At 66.3% G+C, this 18842-nt stretch carries 15 protein-coding genes and 2 riboswitches; of the genes, 5 read left to right on the top strand and 10 right to left on the bottom strand.

All coding sequences use genetic code 11. From position 1 onward, the window contains the following. Window positions 1-22: 22 nt before the first annotated feature. Complete coding sequence (locus PO883_RS09895; protein ID WP_289309671.1) at window positions 23-1684, top strand: peptide chain release factor 3; 1662 nt, start codon at window positions 23-25, stop codon at window positions 1682-1684. Between the two features lie 7 nt (window positions 1685-1691). Here PO883_RS09895 and PO883_RS09890 read toward each other — a convergent pair whose 3' ends face one another. The 5 genes from PO883_RS09890 to PO883_RS09870 all read right to left on the bottom strand — a co-directional run bounded on the left by PO883_RS09890 (window position 1692) and on the right by PO883_RS09870 (window position 7008). Beyond that, entirely contained in the window at window positions 1692-3608 is a 1917-nt protein-coding gene (locus tag PO883_RS09890; protein WP_373890048.1) for a putative bifunctional diguanylate cyclase/phosphodiesterase, read from the bottom strand. Further along, complete coding sequence (locus PO883_RS09885) at window positions 3605-4144, bottom strand: YfiR family protein (RefSeq protein WP_289309602.1); 540 nt, start codon at window positions 4142-4144, stop codon at window positions 3605-3607. Before PO883_RS09885 ends, PO883_RS09890 begins: the two co-directional genes overlap by 4 nt. Beyond that, window positions 4134-6146 (bottom strand): TonB-dependent siderophore receptor, encoded by a 2013-nt coding sequence (locus PO883_RS09880; RefSeq protein ID WP_289309601.1) that lies wholly within the window; start codon window positions 6144-6146, stop codon window positions 4134-4136. The genes PO883_RS09885 and PO883_RS09880 overlap by 11 nt, the downstream gene beginning before the upstream one ends. A 104-nt stretch (window positions 6147-6250) precedes the next feature. After that, window positions 6251-6637: a cupin domain-containing protein gene (locus PO883_RS09875; protein ID WP_308605841.1), complete on the bottom strand. Its 387-nt coding sequence runs from the start codon at window positions 6635-6637 to the stop codon at window positions 6251-6253. Further along, complete coding sequence (locus PO883_RS09870; protein ID WP_289309600.1) at window positions 6634-7008, bottom strand: hypothetical protein; 375 nt, start codon at window positions 7006-7008, stop codon at window positions 6634-6636. Before PO883_RS09870 ends, PO883_RS09875 begins: the two co-directional genes overlap by 4 nt. 215 nt (window positions 7009-7223) lie before the next feature. Here PO883_RS09870 and PO883_RS09865 point away from each other — a divergent pair, with 215 nt between their 5' ends. Together PO883_RS09865 and PO883_RS09860 are read left to right on the top strand one after the other, a co-directional pair. After that, complete coding sequence (locus PO883_RS09865) at window positions 7224-7661, top strand: cache domain-containing protein (protein ID WP_308605858.1); 438 nt, start codon at window positions 7224-7226, stop codon at window positions 7659-7661. Between the two features lies 1 nt (window position 7662). Next, window positions 7663-9285, top strand: a complete 1623-nt coding sequence (locus tag PO883_RS09860) for a methyl-accepting chemotaxis protein (RefSeq protein ID WP_289309598.1) — start codon at window positions 7663-7665, stop codon at window positions 9283-9285. A 73-nt stretch (window positions 9286-9358) separates the two neighbouring features. Here the strand turns inward: PO883_RS09860 and gcvP are convergent, their stop codons facing one another. The 3 genes from gcvP to gcvT all read right to left on the bottom strand — a co-directional run bounded on the left by gcvP (window position 9359) and on the right by gcvT (window position 13919). Further along, on the bottom strand, window positions 9359-12256 hold the full coding sequence (gene gcvP / locus PO883_RS09855; RefSeq protein ID WP_289309597.1) for an aminomethyl-transferring glycine dehydrogenase: 2898 nt from the start codon (window positions 12254-12256) through the stop codon (window positions 9359-9361). A gap of 102 nt (window positions 12257-12358) precedes the next feature. Then, complete coding sequence (gcvH, locus tag PO883_RS09850) at window positions 12359-12739, bottom strand: glycine cleavage system protein GcvH (protein WP_054262937.1); 381 nt, start codon at window positions 12737-12739, stop codon at window positions 12359-12361. A 61-nt stretch (window positions 12740-12800) separates the two neighbouring features. Beyond that, entirely contained in the window at window positions 12801-13919 is a 1119-nt protein-coding gene (gene gcvT, locus PO883_RS09845) for a glycine cleavage system aminomethyltransferase GcvT (RefSeq protein ID WP_289309596.1), read from the bottom strand. 72 nt (window positions 13920-13991) lie between these two features. Then, window positions 13992-14097: riboswitch (glycine riboswitch) on the bottom strand. 18 nt (window positions 14098-14115) lie between these two features. Next, window positions 14116-14201: riboswitch (glycine riboswitch) on the bottom strand. A gap of 126 nt (window positions 14202-14327) precedes the next feature. On the opposite strand from gcvT, the gene PO883_RS09840 reads away from it, so the two are divergent. Beyond that, entirely contained in the window at window positions 14328-14888 is a 561-nt protein-coding gene (locus tag PO883_RS09840; protein ID WP_167086303.1) for an ATP-dependent Clp protease proteolytic subunit, read from the top strand. 174 nt (window positions 14889-15062) lie between these two features. On the opposite strand, the gene PO883_RS09835 is transcribed toward PO883_RS09840, so the two are convergent. Together PO883_RS09835 and PO883_RS09830 are read right to left on the bottom strand one after the other, a co-directional pair. Beyond that, on the bottom strand, window positions 15063-15341 hold the full coding sequence (locus tag PO883_RS09835; protein ID WP_289309595.1) for a hypothetical protein: 279 nt from the start codon (window positions 15339-15341) through the stop codon (window positions 15063-15065). 182 nt (window positions 15342-15523) lie between these two features. Next, window positions 15524-16126, bottom strand: a complete 603-nt coding sequence (locus PO883_RS09830; protein WP_289309594.1) for a hypothetical protein — start codon at window positions 16124-16126, stop codon at window positions 15524-15526. 258 nt (window positions 16127-16384) lie between these two features. Between PO883_RS09830 and PO883_RS09825 the strand changes: the two genes are divergently transcribed. Beyond that, entirely contained in the window at window positions 16385-18805 is a 2421-nt protein-coding gene (locus PO883_RS09825) for a DUF1631 family protein (RefSeq protein WP_289309593.1), read from the top strand. Window positions 18806-18842 lie beyond the last annotated feature (37 nt).

Raw genomic sequence — 18842 nt, 5'->3', positions numbered from 1 at the left:
AGGCCATGTTATGGCTGAGAATATGGCCAACGATACCGATACTTCCCTTCCCGATTCAGACCTTCCCGCACCGGGCGCGACGGCCGCCCCCGCGGCGATTGCCCGCGAAGTTGCGCGCCGCCGTACCTTCGGCATCATTTCCCACCCCGACGCCGGCAAGACCACGCTGACCGAAAAGCTGCTGCTGTTTTCGGGCGCGATCCAGATGGCCGGCACCGTCAAGGCCCGCAAGAGCGGCCGCCACGCCACCTCCGACTGGATGGAAATCGAAAAGCAGCGCGGCATTTCCGTGGCCAGCTCGGTGATGCAGTTCGAGCATCGCGACCACGTCATCAACCTGCTCGACACCCCCGGCCACCAGGACTTTTCGGAAGACACCTACCGCGTGCTCACCGCCGTCGACTCGGCCCTGATGGTGATCGACGCGGCCAAGGGCGTGGAAGCGCAGACCATCAAGCTGCTGGCCGTGTGCCGCATGCGCAGCACCCCGATCGTCACCTTCATGAACAAGATGGACCGCGAAACGCGCGATCCGCTCGACCTGCTCGACGAACTCGAATCGGTCCTGAAAATCCAGTGCGCCCCGGTGACCTGGCCGATCGGCATGGGCAAGAACTTCCGCGGCGTGTACCACCTGCTGCGCGATGAAATCATGCTGTTCAAGGCCGGCGAGGAAAAGGCCGACGGCGCCTTCGAGATCGTCAAGGGCATCGACAATCCGAAACTGGCGGCCATGTTCCCGCTCGAAATCGAGCAGCTCAAGATGGAAGTGGAACTGGTGCACGGCGCTTCGCACCCGTTCGACCTGGCGCAATTCCTGGCCGGCGTGCAGACCCCCGTGTTCTTCGGTTCGGCGATCAACAACTTCGGCGTGCGCGAAATCCTCTCGGCGCTGGTCGACTGGGCCCCGGCCCCGCGCGAGCGCGACGCCACCGTGCGCGTGGTGGCCCCGGGCGAGCAGCCATTCTCCGGATTCGTCTTCAAGATCCAGGCCAATATGGACCCGGCCCACCGCGACCGCATCGCCTTCCTGCGCGTGTGCTCGGGGCGCTTCGAGCGCGGCATGAAGGTCAAGCACCTGCGCCTGGGACGCGAGATCAAGGTCTCGTCGGTGGTCACCTTCATGGCCTCCTCGCGCGAGCAGGTCGAGGAAGCCTACGCCGGCGACATCATCGGCCTGCCGAACCACGGCAACATGCAGATCGGCGACAGCTTCTCGGAAGGCGAGATGCTGCAATTTACCGGCATTCCGTACTTTGCGCCGGACTTCTTCCGCTCGGTGCGGATCCGCAATCCGCTCAAGATCAAGCAGCTCCACAAGGGCTTGCAGCAATTGGGCGAAGAGGGCGCGGTGCAGGTCTTCAAGCCGGTGCAGGGTGGCGAGCTGGTACTGGGCGCGGTCGGGGTGCTGCAGTTCGAAGTGGTGGCCAGCCGCCTGCTCAACGAGTATGGGGTGGATGCCGTGTTCGAAGGCACCAGCATCAGCAGCGCGCGCTGGGTCAGCGGCGACGACAAGCGCATCCTGGCCGATTTCGAGTCGGCGCTGGGCCACAACGTGGCCTACGATGCGGCTGGCAACATGGCTTACCTGGCCACTTCCAACGTCAACCTGCGCCTGACCGAAGAGCGCTGGCCCAAGCTGACCTTCCACGCCACCCGCGAGCACGCGGTCAAGCTGGCGTAAGCCGACTCTATGCCCGCTCGCCCCAGCTGCTGCGCTTTTCGCGCAGCAGCGCGGTCAGCTGCGCGGCCGGCATCGGCCGCGCAAAATAATATCCCTGCATGATGTCGCAGCCGGCCTGGCGCAGGAAGTCGAGCTGCGCCAGGGTTTCCACGCCCTCGGCCACCACGCTTAACTGCAGGCTGTGCGCCATCGCGATGATGGCCGTGGCGATCGCCTCGCCGTCGCCCGGCACGTCGTGCACGAAACTGCGGTCGATCTTCAACTGGTCGATCGGGAAGCGCTTCAGGTACGCCATCGACGAGTAGCCCGTGCCGAAATCGTCAATCGACAGATGGATGCCGGCCGCCTGCAAGCCATGCAGCAGGTCCAGATTGGCGTTCACGTTCTCCATCAGGACCCCCTCGGTGATTTCCAGTTCCAGCAGGCTGGCCGGCAGGGTGGTTTCGTCGAGGATGGCGCGGATTTCGTCCATCAGGGCGCCGTCGCGGGTCTGGCGCGCCGACAGGTTCACCGCCACGTGCACCAGCGTGTCGAGCAAACCCTGGTCGCGCCACGCCGCCGCCTGGCGGCAGGCGCTGCGCAGCACCCAGCCGCCGAGCGCCACGATGATCCCGGTCTCTTCGGCCACCGGAATGAATTCGGCCGGGCTGACGTGCCCCAGTTCGCGGCAATGCCAGCGCGTGAGCGCCTCCACCCCCACCACGCACCCGCTGCGCACGTCGATCTGCGGCTGGTAGTGCAGTTCCAGTTCGCCCAGGTCGAGCGCGCGGCGCAGGTTCGCTTCGAGCTTGAGGCGCTTCTGGGCGCGCTGCTCCATGGCCGGCTGGAACGCTTGAAAACCGTTCTTGCCCTTGGCCTTGGCGTGGTACATGGCGGTGTCGGCGCTGCGCATCAGGGTGCGCGCGTCGCGCGCGTCGCGCGGATAGACGGCCACGCCGATACTGGCGCTCATATGCAGCTGGTGTCCTTCCACCTGGAACGGCGCGGCCAGCGCGGCGAGGATCTTGCGCGCCACTTCATCGACTTCGTCCGGCTCTCCGGCGGCCGTCTCGCGCGGATCGACGATGATCACGAATTCGTCGCCGCCGATGCGGCAGATGATGTCGTTCTCGCGCAGGGTGTGCACCAGGCGCGCGGCCACCAGTTTGAGCAGGTGGTCGCCGCTGTCGTGGCCGAGCGTATCGTTGACCACCTTGAAGTTATCCAGGTCGAGCAGCAGCAGGCCGACCTCGCCCTCGGCCCGGTCGGCGCGCTCGAGCGCGAACGGCAGGCGCTCGTTGTATTCGTGGCGGTTGGGCAGGGCCGTGACCGAATCGACGTGCGCCAGATGGTGCAGGTGCTCCTCGGCGCGGCGCACCGCGCGCCGCATCGACGACACCAGCGCATAGGCCAGCGCGAGCGACGCCAGGGCCACCGCCAGGGTCAGGCCGGCGTAGGTGAGCAGGCGCGCGAACAGCTGCTCCAGGGTGGCGCGGATCAATACCACGCCGACCCGCTGCTGGTTCACGCGCACCACGTGCACCACTTCCACCACGTCGGGCCCGTAGCGGTAACCGGCATCCAGCAGGGCGCCATCGGGTGCGGCCGGCTGGGCGCCGGTGCCGCGCTGGTAGTGCGCCAGCAGCACGCCGCGCGCGTCGAAAATGCTGGCGCTGTCCACGCTGGGCGAGACCGCCAGGCCCGCCAGCGTTTCCTCGCCCGCCTTGACATCGTTGAACAGCAGGGCCGCGCTGCTGTTGTTGCCGACGATCTGGGCCTGCACCCGCAAGTCGTCCGCCAGCACGCCGCGCATCGACAGGAACTGGAAGACGATCAAGGCCAGGCTGGCCACGAACAGCGCGGCGGCGGCCGTCAGGATGGTGGTCAGCGCCAGCTTCTTGCCGAGCAGGCGCGGAGCGCTCATGAGCGCCGGGCGCGCGCTCACTGCACGCTCCTGGCAAGGCGCAGCAGCTTGGAACTAAGGTTCAGCCGGGCCGCGCGCGCCGGCGCCATGTCGACGTCGAACACGATGCGTTCATCCATCACCGCCATAGCGATGACCACGCCGTCCGGACCGATCACGCGGTCGTCCGAGACGGTCAGTACCGGCGCGCCGGCCAGCTCGCGGCGCAGCTCGCGCCAGCGCTCGCGGTCGATCTGTTCGACCACCAGCACATGGCAGCCGCGCGGGGAAGCGCCGGCATGGCGCACCGCGATGGGGTGGCCGTTGACGACCTTGTCGTGCAGTTTGCTCAGCGACGCGAACAGCGCGCCGCCGGCGTTGGCGCACAGGCTGATCGGCGCGCCGCCCGCCAGCGCTTCCGGTGGCCACTCGGCGAACACGGTGAAATTGAAGACAAAGGCGGCCTTCATCGCGTTCTCCGGCACCGGGTCGGCGCGCGCCGCCGCCGCGGCGGCCAGGCCGGCCGCCAGCAGCCAGAAAAAGCGCCGCGCGCGTGGAGGACGGCGTTCAGAAGGCATACGCCAGCCTTGCGCGCAGGCGCCGCCCGTCCTGCGCGATCACGCCCTGGCGGTGTTCGATGGAGGCGGGATCGGCATACGCGCGGTCGAACAGATTGGTCACGCCGAGCGAGAGTTCAACATTGCGCAGCAGGCGCGCGCGCACCAGGTTCGCGTTGACCACCACATAGCGCCCGGCCGTGCCCGACATGCCATGGCGCGCGCCCGCATACTGGCCTTCGAGCGCGGCGCGCCAGCCGTCGGCGCCGAGCGGTGCGGACAGATTGAGCTTGGCCAGGCGCGCCGGCGCGTTGACCGGCTGCCCGAGCGCGTCGCTGACCCGGAACGCGCTGTAGCTGGTGCGCAGCGACAGGCCGCCCAGGGTGCCGCGTTCGTATTCGATTTCCACGCCGCGCGCGCCCAGGCGGCCGGTATTTTCGAAGCGCACGCTGGCCGGCTCGTGCTGTTCGACCGGCGCGATCAGGTTGGACAAGGCGGTGCGAAATGCCGACACGCTCACGCGCGCATTCTCGCCGAACTGCCGCACCAGCGCCAGTTCGGCCGAGCGCACCCGTTCCTCGCGCAAGCCCGGATTGCCGGTCTGGCCGTCGGCGCCGGGGAAGGCATAGAATTTCTCATAACTGTTGGGCGAGCGGAAGGCAGCGCCGTAGATCGCCTTGACGGTGGTGGCCGCGGCCACATCCCAGATCAGCGCTGCGCGCGGACTCCATACGCCGCCGCTGCCGCTGTTGCGGTCGTAGCGCAGGCCCAGGTTGAGCAGCACGGCCGCGCCCAGCGCCACCTGGTCTTGCAGATACAGGCCGGCGCGCCGCCCGCTGCGGCGGTCGTCCAGGTAGCTGTAAAACGGCGCGACGTCGAAACTGTACTGGTGCAGGCGGTAGTCGCGCTGCAGGTCGATCCCGGCCAGCACGGTGTGCCCGGCCAGGCGCGTGCTCAGCACGCTGGCGTCGATGCCCCACCAGCGCGCGCCGCTGCCGTCGTGGCTGAGCGTGCGCGCCTCGTCCTGCGCCACGTAATCGCCGAACGAATCGTACTGGCCCCAGAACAGGCGCGCCTTGAGCTGTTCGAGCGCGCCGGGATCGCTGCGCCAGGCCGCGTTGACATAGGTCTGGCGGTCGGTGGTGGCCGGGCGCGGATCGTTGAAGCTCTGGCCGTAGGAGGCGGTCGGGATGCCCTTGACCCGGTTTGCGTGGATCAGGCTCAGGGTGGCCGCGCCGTGCGTGGCGCGCGCGAAAAAGCGCTGCCCGCGTTCGTCATCGAGGCCGCTCGCCACGCCGTGGTTTTGCTCAGGCGTATCGAATTCGGGGAAGTACAGGTCGCGCCCATCGCTGCGCCAGGCGCTGGCGGCGAGCAGGTACTCGCTGCCCTGGGGCGAGCGCCAGCCAACGCTGGCTGCCGCCTTGCGCGCGCCGTCCTGGCCCGCTTCGAGCGAGCCGCGCGTGCCGGCCAGCGCGCCCGGCTGCCTGGTGATCACGTTGATCACGCCGATGATGGCGTTCGAGCCGTAGATTGACGACCCCGGGCCGGGCACGAACTCGATGCGTTCGACCAGGTCCAGGTCGAGCGGGAATTCGGCCCCCACCGGCGCCTGGTCGTACACCGCGTCGTTGATGCGGTTGCCGTCGACCTGCAGCAGGAAGCGGGTATTGAAGTCGCCCGGCCGCAGGATGCCGCGCTGGCCAAGATAGCTGTAGTTGCGGTCATAGCTGACCAGCATGCCGCGCACGCTGCGCGCCACGTCGGCCAGGGTGCTCCAGCCGAACTGGCGAATGTCGGCGGCCGTGATCACCGTCACCGACGAGGGTGCGCGGCGCGACTTTTGCATGAACCTGGAGGCGCTGTAGACCTCCATCGACATCAGCTGTTCGAGGGGCAGGGTGGTCAGGTCGGGGGTGTCGCCGGCGCGCGCGCCGGCGCTGGCGATGGCCAGCATCGACAGCGCCAGAACGCGCGCATGGCGCGGCAGGCGGAGCGGGGTCGGACGGGTGGGCGCTGGCATCATAGTGGGTACGTCTTGAGAATTGACGTACAACAACATCTTGGCAGCTTGTGGCTTGCTTGTACAGAAATGACCCTGCGCCTGTCGGCCCAGCGCCACAATCGGGTCTATTTGGCCGGGGTGGCCAGCGGCTTGCCCTGTTCGACCATGTAGACGCCGACCAGGCGCATGGTGGCGGCGCCGGGATTGTGGGCGTCATGCACGGTGCCGGCCGGGATCACGAAGGCCTCGCCGGCGCGTACCGTGCGCGGCGCGGCGCCGTCGATCAGCAGTTGGCCCTCGCCTTCGAGCACGTAGCCGATCTCGTCGCCCGGGTGGCTGTGGCGCCCGGCGCGCGCGCCGGCGGCCAGTTCGACCCGCATCACCACCGCCTCTGTATTGGGAAAGGACGATGCGGCCCTGAGCACCGGCGTGCGCACGATGCCGCCGGGCTGGGGCGCGGCGCAGCCGGCCAGCGCCAGCAAGCCGGCCGCCATCCAGCCAGGGCGGATCATGACGTGCCTTCCTGCTTGCGTGGCGGCGGCGCGCCCCGTTCCTGCGCGCGCGCCAGCAGCCAGGCGTCGACCAGGCTCGCCACCCAGCACGCCAGCATCACGGCGGCGGCGATATTCATCAGCGGCGTGGCCGTCGCGCCCTGCCGGTGCAGCTGCTCGGCGATCAGCACCGGGTCGGGGGCCAGGGAACCGCTCAGCACGTCGTCGACCATGCGCGAGGCGGTGTCGACCACCTGCTTGAAAAAATAGATGGCCGCGACCAGGCTCGGCACGATAAACAGGCAGGCGCGCGCGCGCCGGCCCAGGTAATACTGTCCGGCACCCGGAAACACCAAGCCCGACAATAGCAGGGCAAGCACAGAACGATTCATCTCTCTTCCTTGACTGATAGGCGCGATCCGCACGATTGATCCCGCGCAAACCGGCGCCCCGCGCGAACGCGTAAATTAACCTATGCGCTCAGGAAACATTGCGCCAACTCATCTTGCGCAGGCCGGCTGGCAGTCAATCATACCTGTCCCGGCGCCCGAATGCGCGTTCACCGACGTTGAAGGACATCATTGTGAAGATACTCATCAAGGCTGGCATGCTGCTGGCCTGTTTCTGGAGTGGCGCCGGCTGGAGCGCCCCTGCCGTGGCCGAGCCGGACGAAAAAGACGCGCTGGCGCTGGTGGAGAAGGGCGCGCGCTTCATGAAGCTGCGCGGCAAGGAAGAAATGATCCGGCTGATCAATACCCGCGACCCCGAGTACAACCGTGGCGCCCTGTACGTGGCCATGCGCGACCTGTCCGGCATCACGGTCGCGCACCCGACCACGGCGCTGATCGGCAAGGATTTGCGCGACGTGCCCGATGCCGACGGCAAGCTGTTCCGCCACGAAATGATCGCCATCGCCAACGGTCCCGGCCGCGGCTGGGTCGACTACAAGTTCAAGAACCCGGTCAGCGGCAAGGTCGAGGCCAAGACCACGTATGTGTTGCGTATTGGCGACGTGGCCCTGGAAGCCGGCGTCTACAAGCACTGACATGCTCGAGCGCCTGCGCATCGGTCCCAAGCTGCTGCTCGCACCCGGCCTGGTGCTGCTGTTGCTGATGCTTTCCTCGGGCAGCGCATGGTATGCGATGGTGCGCCAGAACCAGGCGGTCGACATCATCGTGGGCGAGCGCGCCGCCCGCATCCGCGACGCCAATGAACTGGTGGCCGATGCGCAGCACGCGCACGCGCGCATGTACCAGCTGCTGACCTGGATCAGCGCCAGCTTTTCCGCGCCGCGCATCGATGCGCTCGGGCAGGACATTTATCAGCGCCACGCAGCCATCGAACGCAAGTTCGCGGCCCTGGCCGGGCGCACCGGCAGCGCCGCTCCCGAGCACCGCTTCGTCACCCAGGCCGGAGCCGCGCATGGCGTCTACATGCGCGCCATTCTCGACGTGATCGAACTGTCCCAGGTCGACCATTCGATGAGCGCCAACGCCATGTCCAAGGCCGAACAAGCCTTCGGCGTGGTGGCCTTGCGCCTGTCGGAACTGGCGCGCCTGGAGCAGGAACTGAGCGAACGCGCGTCCGCGCGCGCCGCCGCCGATTTTGCGGCGCTGTCGGTCCTGATGCCGCTGCTGGTCGCCCTGTCGGTGGCCGGCACGCTCGGCATCACCATGCTGGTGCGGCGCGCGCTGCTGCGCGAAGTGCGCGATCTCAGCGAGACCGCCGGCGAACTGGCCAGCGGCAACCTGACGGTCAAGAAGCGCAGCTACGGACGCGATGAAATCGCCGACACCGCGCGCACGCTCGATGCCAGCATCGGCACCCTGAACGCGACCCTGAAAAGCATCCTGGTGTCGGCACGCTCGATCGACAGTGCCTCGCGCGACATCGCCTTAGGCAGTGCCGGCCTGGCCAGCCGCAACGCGGCCCAGGCCAACGTGCTCAAACACGCCGCCAGCGCGGTCGAGGGGCTGGGCGCCACGGCGGGCATGGCCGCCGACAGCGCGTACAGCGCCAACCGCCTGGCCGACGAAACCTCGGCGCAAGCCATGTGCGGCGGCGGTGTGCTCGACCGGCTGGTGCTGACCATGGCCGCGGTACGCGCCAGTTCGCAGCGCGTTGCGCAGCTTATCGGCGTGATCGACAACCTGGCTTGCCAGACCAATGCGCTGGCACTCAACGCGGCCGTCGAAGCGGCCAAGGCCGGCGAGCAGGGGCGCGGCTTTGCGGCAGTGGCGGGCGAGGTGCGGATACTGGCGCAGCGCTCGGCCAGCGCCGCGCGCGAGATCAAGGAACTCGTTGCGCAGGCGCTCGCCGAGATCGACGGCGGCAGCGCGGGCGCCTCGGAAGCGGGCATGCGCATGGTGGGCATCGCGCAATCGGTGCAGCAGGTGGGGGACATGGTCAGCCAGATCGGACAAGCCAGCGCGGGGCAGGCCGGCGGCATCGGCGCGGTGAGCGACGCGATCGTGCAGATGGACCAGATGACACGGCAGAATTCCGTGCTGGTGGAAGAAGCGGCATCGGCGGCGCAAAGGCTGCAGCGCCAGGCGCTGACCCTGTCGAAAGCGGTCAGCGGATTTCGCATCGACGACAGCGTGCCGGATGCGGCAGGGCCGCCGGCGAAAACCACGCCGCATCTGCGGCTGGCCTCGCGGCGGCCCTGACCTGGGCGGCCCTGACCTGGGCGGCCCTTACCCGGGCGGCCCTTACCCGGGCGGCCCAGGCGACACTACAGGCTTACTCGTAGTCGCTGATCGGCGCGCAGCCGCAGAACAGGTTGCGGTCGCCGTACACATTGTCGGCGCGGCCGACCGGCGGCCAGTACTTCTGCTTGCGCAGCGACGCCACCGGGAAGGCGGCTACCTCACGGCTGTACTTGTGTTCCCAGACGTCGGCGGTGACCACTTCGGCGGTGTGCGGCGCACCCTTGAGCGGGTTGTCCATGCGGTCGTATTCGCCGCGCTCGACCTTGACGATCTCGGCGTGGATCGCGATCATCGCATCGATGAAGCGGTCCATCTCGGCCTTCGATTCGCTTTCGGTCGGCTCGATCATCAGGGTGCCCGGTACCGGGAAGCTCATCGTCGGCGCATGGAAACCGAAGTCCATCAGGCGCTTGGCCACGTCTTCATTGCTGATGCCGGTGGCGTCGGTGATCGGACGCAGGTCCAGGATGCACTCGTGCGCCACCAGGCCATCGTGGCCGGTGTACAGCACAGGGTAGTGCGGCGCCAGGCGGCGCGCGATGTAGTTGGCGGCCAGGATCGCCGTTTCGGTGGCGGCGGTCAAGCCTTCGCCGCCCATCATCGCGATGTACATCCACGAGATCGGCAAGATGCTGGCCGAGCCGAACGGCGCCGCGCTGACCGCGCCGATGCCGGCTTCGTCGCGCGTGTAGCCGCTCGAACGCTGGTTCGGCAAGAACTTGGCCAGGTGCGCGCCCACGCCGATCGGACCGACGCCAGGGCCGCCGCCGCCGTGCGGAATGCAGAAGGTCTTGTGCAGGTTCAGGTGGCTCACATCGCCGCCGAAGCTGCCCGGTGCCGCCACGCCGACCAGCGCGTTCATGTTGGCGCCGTCGATGTAGACCTGGCCGCCGTGCGAATGGATGATCTCGCACAGCTCGGCAATGCCTTCCTCGAACACGCCGTGGGTCGACGGGTAGGTGACCATCACGCAGGCCAGGCTGGCGCTATGCTGTTCGGCCTTGGCGCGCAGGTCCGCCAGGTCGACGTTGCCGCGCTCGTCGCAGGCGGTGACGACCACCTTCATGCCGACCATATTGGCCGATGCCGGGTTGGTGCCGTGCGCCGAGGAGGGAATCAGGCAGATATTGCGGTGGCCTTCGCCGCGCGATTCATGGTAAGCCTTGATCACCAACAGGCCCGCGTACTCGCCCTGCGAGCCGGCGTTCGGCTGCAGCGACACGGCGGCATAGCCGGTCAGCGCGCACAGCATGTCTTCCAGCTGGCCGATCATGTCGCGGTAGCCGACCGTTTGCGCGTCCGGCGCGAACGGGTGGATGTTGGAGAACTCGGGCCAGGTGACCGGGATCATTTCGCTGGTCGCGTTGAGTTTCATGGTGCACGAGCCAAGCGGGATCATGGTGCGGTCCAGCGCCAGGTCCTTGTCGGCCAGGCCGCGCAGGTAGCGCAGCATTTCGTGTTCCGCGTGGTAGCGGTTGAAGGTCGGGTGGGTCAGGTAGGTGCTGGTACGCGCCAGCGCTTCCGGATAGGCGTCCTGCGCGCTCGCTTCGATGGCATCAAAATCGGGCGAAGCAGGGGCGGTCGAGACGCCCTGGGCGAAGATGGTCCACAGCAGCGCGATGTCTTCGCGGGTGGTGGTTTCATCGAGCGAGATGCCGACGTGGCTGGCGTCGACCTTGCGCAGGTTGACGCCGTGTTCGATGGCGATGGCATGCAGTTCGGCCGCGCGCGCGCTCTTGATGGTGAGCGTGTCGAAGTAGGTCTTGTTGACGACGTCGTAGCCGAGCTGGCCGAGCTTGGCGGCCACGATGGCGGTGAAGCGGTGCACGCGGCGCGCGATGCGCTGCAAGCCTTCAGGACCGTGGTAGACCGCGTACATCGATGCCATCACCGCCAGCAGCACCTGCGCGGTGCAGATGTTGGAGGTGGCTTTTTCGCGGCGGATGTGCTGCTCGCGCGTTTGCAGCGCCAGGCGGTACGCCTTGTTGCCCTGGGCATCGATGGTCACGCCCACCAGGCGGCCGGCCATGCTGCGCTTGAATTCGTCGCGCGTGGCCAGGTAGCCGGCGTGCGGGCCGCCGAAACCGAGCGGCACGCCGAAGCGCTGGCTGTTACCGACGACGACGTCGCAGCCCCAGTCGCCCGGCGGCGCCAGCAGGGTCAGTGCCAGCAGGTCGGCGCAAGCGATCACCATGGCGCCGGCCGCATGCAGTTTTTCGACGGCGGCGCGGTAGTCGCGTACATCGCCATTCACGCCCGGGTACTGGATCAGCACACCGAAGCAGGGCTCGGACAGGCCGGCGATGTCGGCCGCCGCGATGGTGCGCACTTCCACGCCGATCGGCTGGGCGCGCGTCTGCACCACTTCCAGCGTTTGCGGCAGCACGTCGTCGGCCACGTAGAACACGTTCGAGGCGGACTTGCCGACGCGCTGGATCAGCGTCATCGCCTCGGCGGCGGCGGTGCCTTCGTCGAGCATCGACGAATTGGCGATGCCCATGCCGGTCAGGTCGGTGATCATTTGCTGGAAGTTCAGGATCGCTTCCAGGCGGCCTTGCGAAATCTCGGGCTGGTACGGCGTGTAGGCGGTGTACCAGGCCGGGTTTTCAAAGATATTGCGCAGGATGACGCCTGGCGTATGGCTGTTGAAGTAGCCCTGGCCGATCATCGACTTCATGACCTTGTTCTTGGCGGCCAGCGCCTTGAGTTTGCCCAGCGCAGCCTGTTCCGGCATCGGGTCGAAGAACTGGCCCAGTTCCAGCTTGCTCTTCTTGCGGATGTTGGCGGGCACGATGGCGTCGATCAGCGCCGCGCGCGATGGATAGCCGAGCGTGGCCAGCATGGCTGCCTGTTCGGCGGTGGACGGGCCGATATGGCGCGGAATGAACGAATCGCGTGCTTCGAGTTGGGTCAGGCTGGTGCGGGTCATGGTAGTCGGGGCCGAAAAAGGACTGCCACCGGCGCTGTCGGATACACGGCGCGGCGGCGAACTGGAAAGAAACGGCCGCCAGCGGGCGGCGGCCAGGAGTTTTTATTCTGCGGTGGCTTTGCCGTAGGCAGCGGCGTCGAGCAGGCCATTGATGGCGCCGGCGTCGCTTGGTTTGAGCTTGAACAGCCAGGCCGCGAAGGCGTCGGTATTGATCGAGTCCGGCGCGTCGGCGACGGCGTCGTTGACGGCGATGCACTCGCCCGATACTGGCGCGTAGATGTCGCTGGCCGCTTTCACCGATTCGACCACGGCGGCGTCGTCGCCGGCGGTGAAGACCTTGCCTACCTTCGGCAGTTCGACGAAGACGATATCGCCCAGCGCGTCCTGCGCATATTCGGTGATGCCGACGGTGAGGGTGCCGTCAGCTTCGGCGCGTACCCATTCGTGGGACTCGGTGTATTTCAGGTCGGCTGGGATGTTCATAATGTTTGCTCCAAGAGGTCGCGGTCGATGTAAATGCTACTTAATGAGTGTGTTGCCCCGATCAGGCAGCGAGGATTTTACCGTTTCGCACGAACGGCAGCTTGATCACGCTGGCGGCGAGCTTTTTGTCGCGGATTTCAACGTGCACGGTGTCGCCCACGGCCACGCCCATCGGCACGCGCGCCAGGGCGATCGCTTCCTGCATGGTCGGGCTGAAGGTGCCGCTGGTGATTTCGCCGGTGCTGCCATCCTGCGCGACCACTTTCTGGTGCGCGCGCAGGATGCCGCCTTTTTCGCGCAGGATCAGGCCCACGTACTGCGCGTTCTGGCCCATCGCCTTGAGCGCGGTCTTGCCGATGAAGTCGCGCTCGGCGTTCAGGTCGACGGTCCAGGCCAGGCCGGCGTCGAGCGGGTTGACCGTGTCGTCCATGTCCTGTCCGTACAGATTCATGCCCGCTTCCAGGCGCAGGGTGTCGCGCGCGCCCAGGCCGGCCGGCTTGACGCCGGCGGCGACCAGCGCATTCCACAGCGCCTCGGCCTGGGAAGCGGGGAAGGCCAGCTCGAACCCGTCTTCGCCGGTGTAGCCGGTGCGCGCCACCATCACCTCGCCGAAGGCGGTGTCCTTGACGATGATGGCGTTGAACGGTTTGAGTGGCTCGGAAACCGCCTGGGTGGTCGGCAGCACCTGCCACACCTTGGCGCGCGCGTTCGGACCCTGGACGGCGATCAGCGCCATCGGCTCATTGCCGTCGCGGCGCTGGGTGATGGTCACGCCGCTCCTGGTGGCGTCGTTCTGGGCGCTGATCCAGGCCACGTCTTTTTCGGCGGTGCCGGCGTTGACGACCAGGCGGAACCAGGTCTCGCTGAAGAAGTAGACGATCAGGTCGTCGATGACGAAGCCCTGCGGATTGAGCATGCATGAATACAGTGCCTTGCCGGTCACCTGCAGCTTGTCGACGTTATTGGCCAGCAGGCCGCGCAGGAAAGGGCGGGCGTTGTCGCCTTCGATATCGACCACGCACATGTGCGAGACATCGAACATGCCGACATCGCTGCGCACCGCGTGGTGTTCTTCGATTTGCGAGCCGTAGTTGACGGGCATGTCCCAGCCGCCGAAATCGACCATCTTGGCGCCGGCGGCGCGGTGTGCGGAATTGAGCGGGGTCGCTTTAAGCGTCATGGAATCCTCAGGGCAGAATGAATGGGGGTACGACGAGCAGACGTGGAGCGGCTCTTGCCGTTCCGGTATGCTTCGCGCCCCTCTGTCCTTGGTACCTGAGAGATAGCGGATTGACGTCCGCTTGCCCCTTCGGTGGGCCGCCGGCATGGTGCCGCGGCCGCTCTCCAGAGTTCAGCCGGTAGCGCTGCGCGCCGCCGACCCCTGACCGGTCCTTTTGCCTGAGAGTTTTTGGGTGATGCCCCTTCGGCGGCAGCGTGCGCTGCCCTCTCCCGATCAAGACTGTGGAGGATATGCCAGCAGGGCGTAACTGTCAACCTTGCCTGGTGTGCGCACGAATGAGATACGCATGGAAAACCGTGCTTCGTCCGATTTGTTAAAATAATTCATCTACTTTGCGAGCAGACAGCCATGAGCGAAGAAAAATCCACCAAAGAGACCGATGCCTGGTTCACCTTGTCGGGCGATGTCAACAGCGATATGGTGCACCGCGTGTTCGAGGCGGTGTCCGGCATGAGCGAAAACGGGGTCGAAACGGCGCACGTGCTGATCCAGTCGAACGGCGGCTACGTCAGCGACGGCCTGTGCCTGTACAACTTCCTGTCGAACTCGCCCGTCAAGTTTGTCATGTACAACGCCGGGGCGGTGGCGTCGATCGCCGTCATCCTGTTTCTGTCCGGCACGCGCCGCTACGCCAGCGAGACTGCGCGCTTCATGGTGCACAAGTCGCATGCGACGGCCTCGCCCGGCGCGCGTCCGGATGCGCTCAATATTATTGTCGAAGGCTTGCGCGCCGACGATGCGCGCACCGAATCGATCTTGCGCAAGCATATCGAGCTGCTGCCGGAGCAGTGGGCAATCCACCAGTATTCCGATCTGCACCTGACCGCGCGCGATGCCAAGGTCGCCCGCATGATCAATGACGTGGCCGACTTTGCGCCGCCCAAGGGCGTTCACATTCGCAATATCTGAACGCGCCGCCGTGATCGGCCCTTGCGGTGCCGGTCGCGGCGGCCTGGTCCGGCGTGCCGCCAAAAATAGAGCCTGTCAACGGCCGGGCCGATGCAGGCTCTTTCTATTGTTCTCTGTTTAACCAGGGCATGGCGCCGCCTGCAAACCCGGCGACGCCCGGTGTGCTAGCGGTGATCAGCGTTTGTCGCCGCCACTTTTGCCGCCGCTGCTGCTGCCGGAATGCGATCCCGACTGCTTGCTGCCCGAACCCGAACCGGATTGCTTCGAGCCGCTCTCCTTGTCGTCATTCTTGTGGCTTTGGCGGCCGGCTTCCACGTGCTGCTCATGGGTTCCGCCCTGGGTGCCGCCGCCGGAGCGCGAACCGCTGCCGGAACCTTGCGAGCCCGACTGCTTGTTCGAGCTGGAACTATCGCTTTGCTTGCTGCCTTGACCGCTTTTCTGATTCGAGTTCATGTTCATTCCTTTTCAAAGTTTGAAAATGTCGTGCTCGCCGGTGATGCTGATGGGGAGCTCTCGTCAGCGTCTCCGGTAACACAATCATGCGAGCCGCACCGTTGAAGAGGTATCGGAATTCACCTTGAACTTGTGTAGGAGGAGTTCCTATAGGATTGCAACTAATGCACAGCGGAAATCGTTCACGATTGCGGGGGCGACTGCCCGGCCCGTGCCGCCTCGACTGCGGCATTGACGGCGAGAATGGTGGTGTGGAAGGCGAGGGCATCGATGATCCGGCTCAGCCGTGCCAGCCGGGCCGCCGCCTCGCCCGTTCCGGCCGCGGCGCTGTGCGGCGCCGGAACAGTGGGCGCCCGGCCGCTCCCATCGCCCGCGCCGTGCGTGGCGGCTGCGTCGCGCGGCGCGCCGCCCTCCATGGCACGCACGATCAGGCTGCGGCCGGCCGCGCCAGGCTTGCGCCGCAGCGGCGCCGCAGGCGCTACCGTCACTGCCCGCAGCCACAGCGCCAGCAGGATGGCCGCCGCCGCATTGGCGCCGATGCAAAACCAGACCCACAGGCGGGCGGCGGCGTAATCTTCCCCGGCGCACGCGGCGGCATCGTCGAGCGTGATCCCGGTCAAGGGGCCGAAACGGTCCCCTAAACTTTGCAGCGCCGGCGCCGTTACCGCTTTCATCTGCTCAAGCTGACTCAGCAGTACAATGGAAAGCCAGGCACCCAGTCCGAGCACGATGGCAAAGCCCAGATACAGGGGGAACTTGAGATCGCGGCGGCACATCGTTATCATGGCGTAGTCCTCAAGAATAAAATTTCTGTGTGGAATTGTGATTATCTTAGAGAAACTTCTGGCTTTGAATTTGTGTTCCCTCAACAGTTCAAATGATGAAAATGGGCTTCCTCTTGAGGGAAAAGCAAGAGTGGACATGGAAATAATGCGGTTGAACAAAAAATAACGGGTTGTTTCAAATTTTCACGTTGCCATTCGGCAATAATGTGAGAGAATGTTTGTTATGGCAAAAGATCTCTAACCCCCAACGAGCAGACAATGGCTCCACCTTCACCGTCCGTAGCTGCAGCAAGGAAGACAGGTCCGTCGCGCCACGAGCTGTTGGAGGCGCTTGTCGCGACCGTGACCAAGCATGCCAACGACCACTTGATGGCGGTAGCGACACGTCTGGTTGCGACCTTGCTCGATGTGACGGACCCGGCGCTCGATGCACGCTCCGTGTTCCAGCGGGTCAAGTCGGGGAATCTGCTAAAAAACAACACCTACGCTTTCTTTCATGTCGCTGCCGCCGGCATCGGCCGCGCCATGCGTGCCGAAGTCGACGTGCTATTGCCGCCGCTCAAAAAAGCCGCGCTAGCCTTGCCCACCTCGCTGGAATTGGTGCCCTACGAGGAAATGGATAGCCGCGTCGCCTTCGACGCCATCAGCCGTCCATTCGAAATGCAGTATGCGAGCCAGATCGCCACCCTGAATGTGCGCTTGGGCTTCCTGCTGGAGCGCGATGTGCTGCGCATCAGCCAGAATCCCTTCCGTCCCGAAATGTTCCTGTCGGCCCTGCACCAGGCCTGGCGCGAGTTCGAGCCGGACGAGGAGGCCCACGGGCTGATCCTGCCGATGCTGCGCCCGTCGCTGCTGTTCGACTTTGCGCCGATGTACGATGCGCTGTGCGACCTGCTGATGAACAAGGGCGTCCAGCCCGGCTCGGTGGACGCTTTCAAGATCAAGAAAACCGAAAGCGCGGCCGCAGCCAGGAAGGCGCGCGCCAGCGGCCAGGCCGAACTGGCCAAGCAGCTGCGCCAGTTCCTGCGCGACGATGATGACGCGCCCGCGTCCGGCTTCGATATCCCGATGATTCCAGACCTGCCGGCCATGGCGCCATCGGGCGGCGGCTGGCGTCCGAGCGGCGCCGCCGCCTTCCAGGGCGCCCCCGGCAGCGCGGGCGAGGCCAGCGTGCCGGCCGCGCCGTGGCATGGCGGCCCGGCGCCCCAGGGCGGTGCGCCAGGACAGGGCGTGCACGCCGCGGGCGGTTTTGCGCCGGCCGCGTTTGGCGGCGGCGGGGGCATTGCCGCCGGCGGCTTCGGGCACGCCATGGAGGGCGGCCAGGTGATGGTGCCCGCGTCCCTGCTGGAGATGCTCAAGGGTTTGCAGGGCCGCCTGCCGGAACAGTTCAGCAACGTGGCGCCGACCCCGGCCGAGGCGCAGGCGGGCAATGTGTTTTATCTGCCGCGCCTGAAGGAAAGCATCCCGAAAGGGGCCCTGTCGCGCGGCGATGAAAGCACCATCGACCTGTTGTCGAAGATTTTCGAAACGGTGTTGCTCGACCCGAACATCCCGAAAGATTCGCGCGACCTGATCCAGTCGCTGCAGATTCCGGTGCTCAAGGCGGCGTTGGCCGACAAGAATTTCTTCTTCGAGGAAACGCACCCGGCACGCCGCATGATCGACCTGATGTCGACCATGGGCCTGGAGCAGCGCTCCGGTCCGGACGATCCTTTGTTCCAGGTCATGCAGCGCGGCGTGGAGCGGGTCGGGCGCGACCAGGACGATGGCGGCGCGCCGGCCGACGTGTTCTCGGAAGTGGTGGCCGAGCTCGAAGAGACGATGAAGGCCGAGGAAACGGCGGCGGCGACCGCCATCGCGGCGCCGATCGCCGCTGCCTTGCGCCAGGAAAAAGTCACCGCCGCGACACGCTCGGCCCGCAGCGCGGTCGCCGCGCGGGTTGGCAGCGGCCAGGTGGTCGCCATGCTGGAAACCTTCCTCGAAAACAAGTGGACCTCGGTGATGACGGTCGCCTACAGCGTCGAGGACGACAAGCCCGGCGCGGTCGGCAACGCCACCAAGACGATGGATGAGCTGATCTGGAGCGTCAAGCCGAAGATCACCCACGAACAGCGGCGCGACCTGATCGGCAAGTTGCCGAGCCTGCTGGCGACCCTGAACAAATGGCTCGATGTGATCAAGTGGCAGGATGCCGACCGCATCCAGTTCTTTGCCGACCTGGCCGAGTGCCATGCGTCGATCGTGCGCGCGCCGCTCGACATCACGCCCGAACGCCAGCTCGAAATCGCCGTCGAAGTGGCCCAGCAGGACGCGATGCGCCGGCTGGAAAAGGAAAACGAAGCCCTGGCCGCCGCCGAGGAAGCCGCGCACGCCGAGCTGGACGACGCCGAACTGGGCGTCGACGCCCTCGAACGCAATATGTGGATCGAATTTACCGATCCGGACGGCAGCATCCGCAAGGTCAAGCTGGCCTGGATCAGCCCGTTGCGGACCCTGTATATTTTCTCGACCGGTGCGCGCCAGGAAGCGTTTTCGCTTTCCTCCGACAAGCTCATCGAAGCGTACCGCGCCCAGCGCGTGCGCCTGATGAAGGTCGAGGGCGTGGTCGGACGCGCGCTGTCGCAGGCCATGGACGAAGCGCTCGGCGAGTCGGAAAAGGCGCAGTCGGTCGCCGCCTGAGGCGTGCGCCGGCACGCCTGATATCGTTGGCAATCCC

The sequence above is a fragment of the Massilia sp. DJPM01 genome (assembly GCF_030348125.1).
Lineage (GTDB): Bacteria > Pseudomonadota > Gammaproteobacteria > Burkholderiales > Burkholderiaceae_D > Telluria_A > Telluria_A frigida.
This window is presented reverse-complemented; position numbering and strand designations above follow the sequence as displayed.

Excerpts from the sequence above, each read along its gene's own strand:
- PO883_RS09895 (WP_289309671.1), top strand. The coding sequence starts at position 23 with ATGGCCAACGATACCGATACTTCCCTTCCCGATTCAGACCTTCCCGCA.
- PO883_RS09885 (WP_289309602.1), bottom strand. The coding sequence starts at position 4,144 with ATGCCTTCTGAACGCCGTCCTCCACGCGCGCGGCGCTTTTTCTGGCTG.
- PO883_RS09880 (WP_289309601.1), bottom strand. The coding sequence starts at position 6,146 with ATGATGCCAGCGCCCACCCGTCCGACCCCGCTCCGCCTGCCGCGCCAT.
- PO883_RS09875 (WP_308605841.1), bottom strand. The coding sequence starts at position 6,637 with ATGATCCGCCCTGGCTGGATGGCGGCCGGCTTGCTGGCGCTGGCCGGC.
- PO883_RS09870 (WP_289309600.1), bottom strand. The coding sequence starts at position 7,008 with ATGAATCGTTCTGTGCTTGCCCTGCTATTGTCGGGCTTGGTGTTTCCG.
- PO883_RS09865 (WP_308605858.1), top strand. The coding sequence starts at position 7,224 with ATGCTGCTGGCCTGTTTCTGGAGTGGCGCCGGCTGGAGCGCCCCTGCC.
- PO883_RS09860 (WP_289309598.1), top strand. The coding sequence starts at position 7,663 with ATGCTCGAGCGCCTGCGCATCGGTCCCAAGCTGCTGCTCGCACCCGGC.
- gcvP (WP_289309597.1), bottom strand. The coding sequence starts at position 12,256 with ATGACCCGCACCAGCCTGACCCAACTCGAAGCACGCGATTCGTTCATT.
- gcvH (WP_054262937.1), bottom strand. The coding sequence starts at position 12,739 with ATGAACATCCCAGCCGACCTGAAATACACCGAGTCCCACGAATGGGTA.
- gcvT (WP_289309596.1), bottom strand. The coding sequence starts at position 13,919 with ATGACGCTTAAAGCGACCCCGCTCAATTCCGCACACCGCGCCGCCGGC.
- PO883_RS09840 (WP_167086303.1), top strand. The coding sequence starts at position 14,328 with ATGAGCGAAGAAAAATCCACCAAAGAGACCGATGCCTGGTTCACCTTG.
- PO883_RS09835 (WP_289309595.1), bottom strand. The coding sequence starts at position 15,341 with ATGAACTCGAATCAGAAAAGCGGTCAAGGCAGCAAGCAAAGCGATAGT.
- PO883_RS09830 (WP_289309594.1), bottom strand. The coding sequence starts at position 16,126 with ATGATAACGATGTGCCGCCGCGATCTCAAGTTCCCCCTGTATCTGGGC.
- PO883_RS09825 (WP_289309593.1), top strand. The coding sequence starts at position 16,385 with ATGGCTCCACCTTCACCGTCCGTAGCTGCAGCAAGGAAGACAGGTCCG.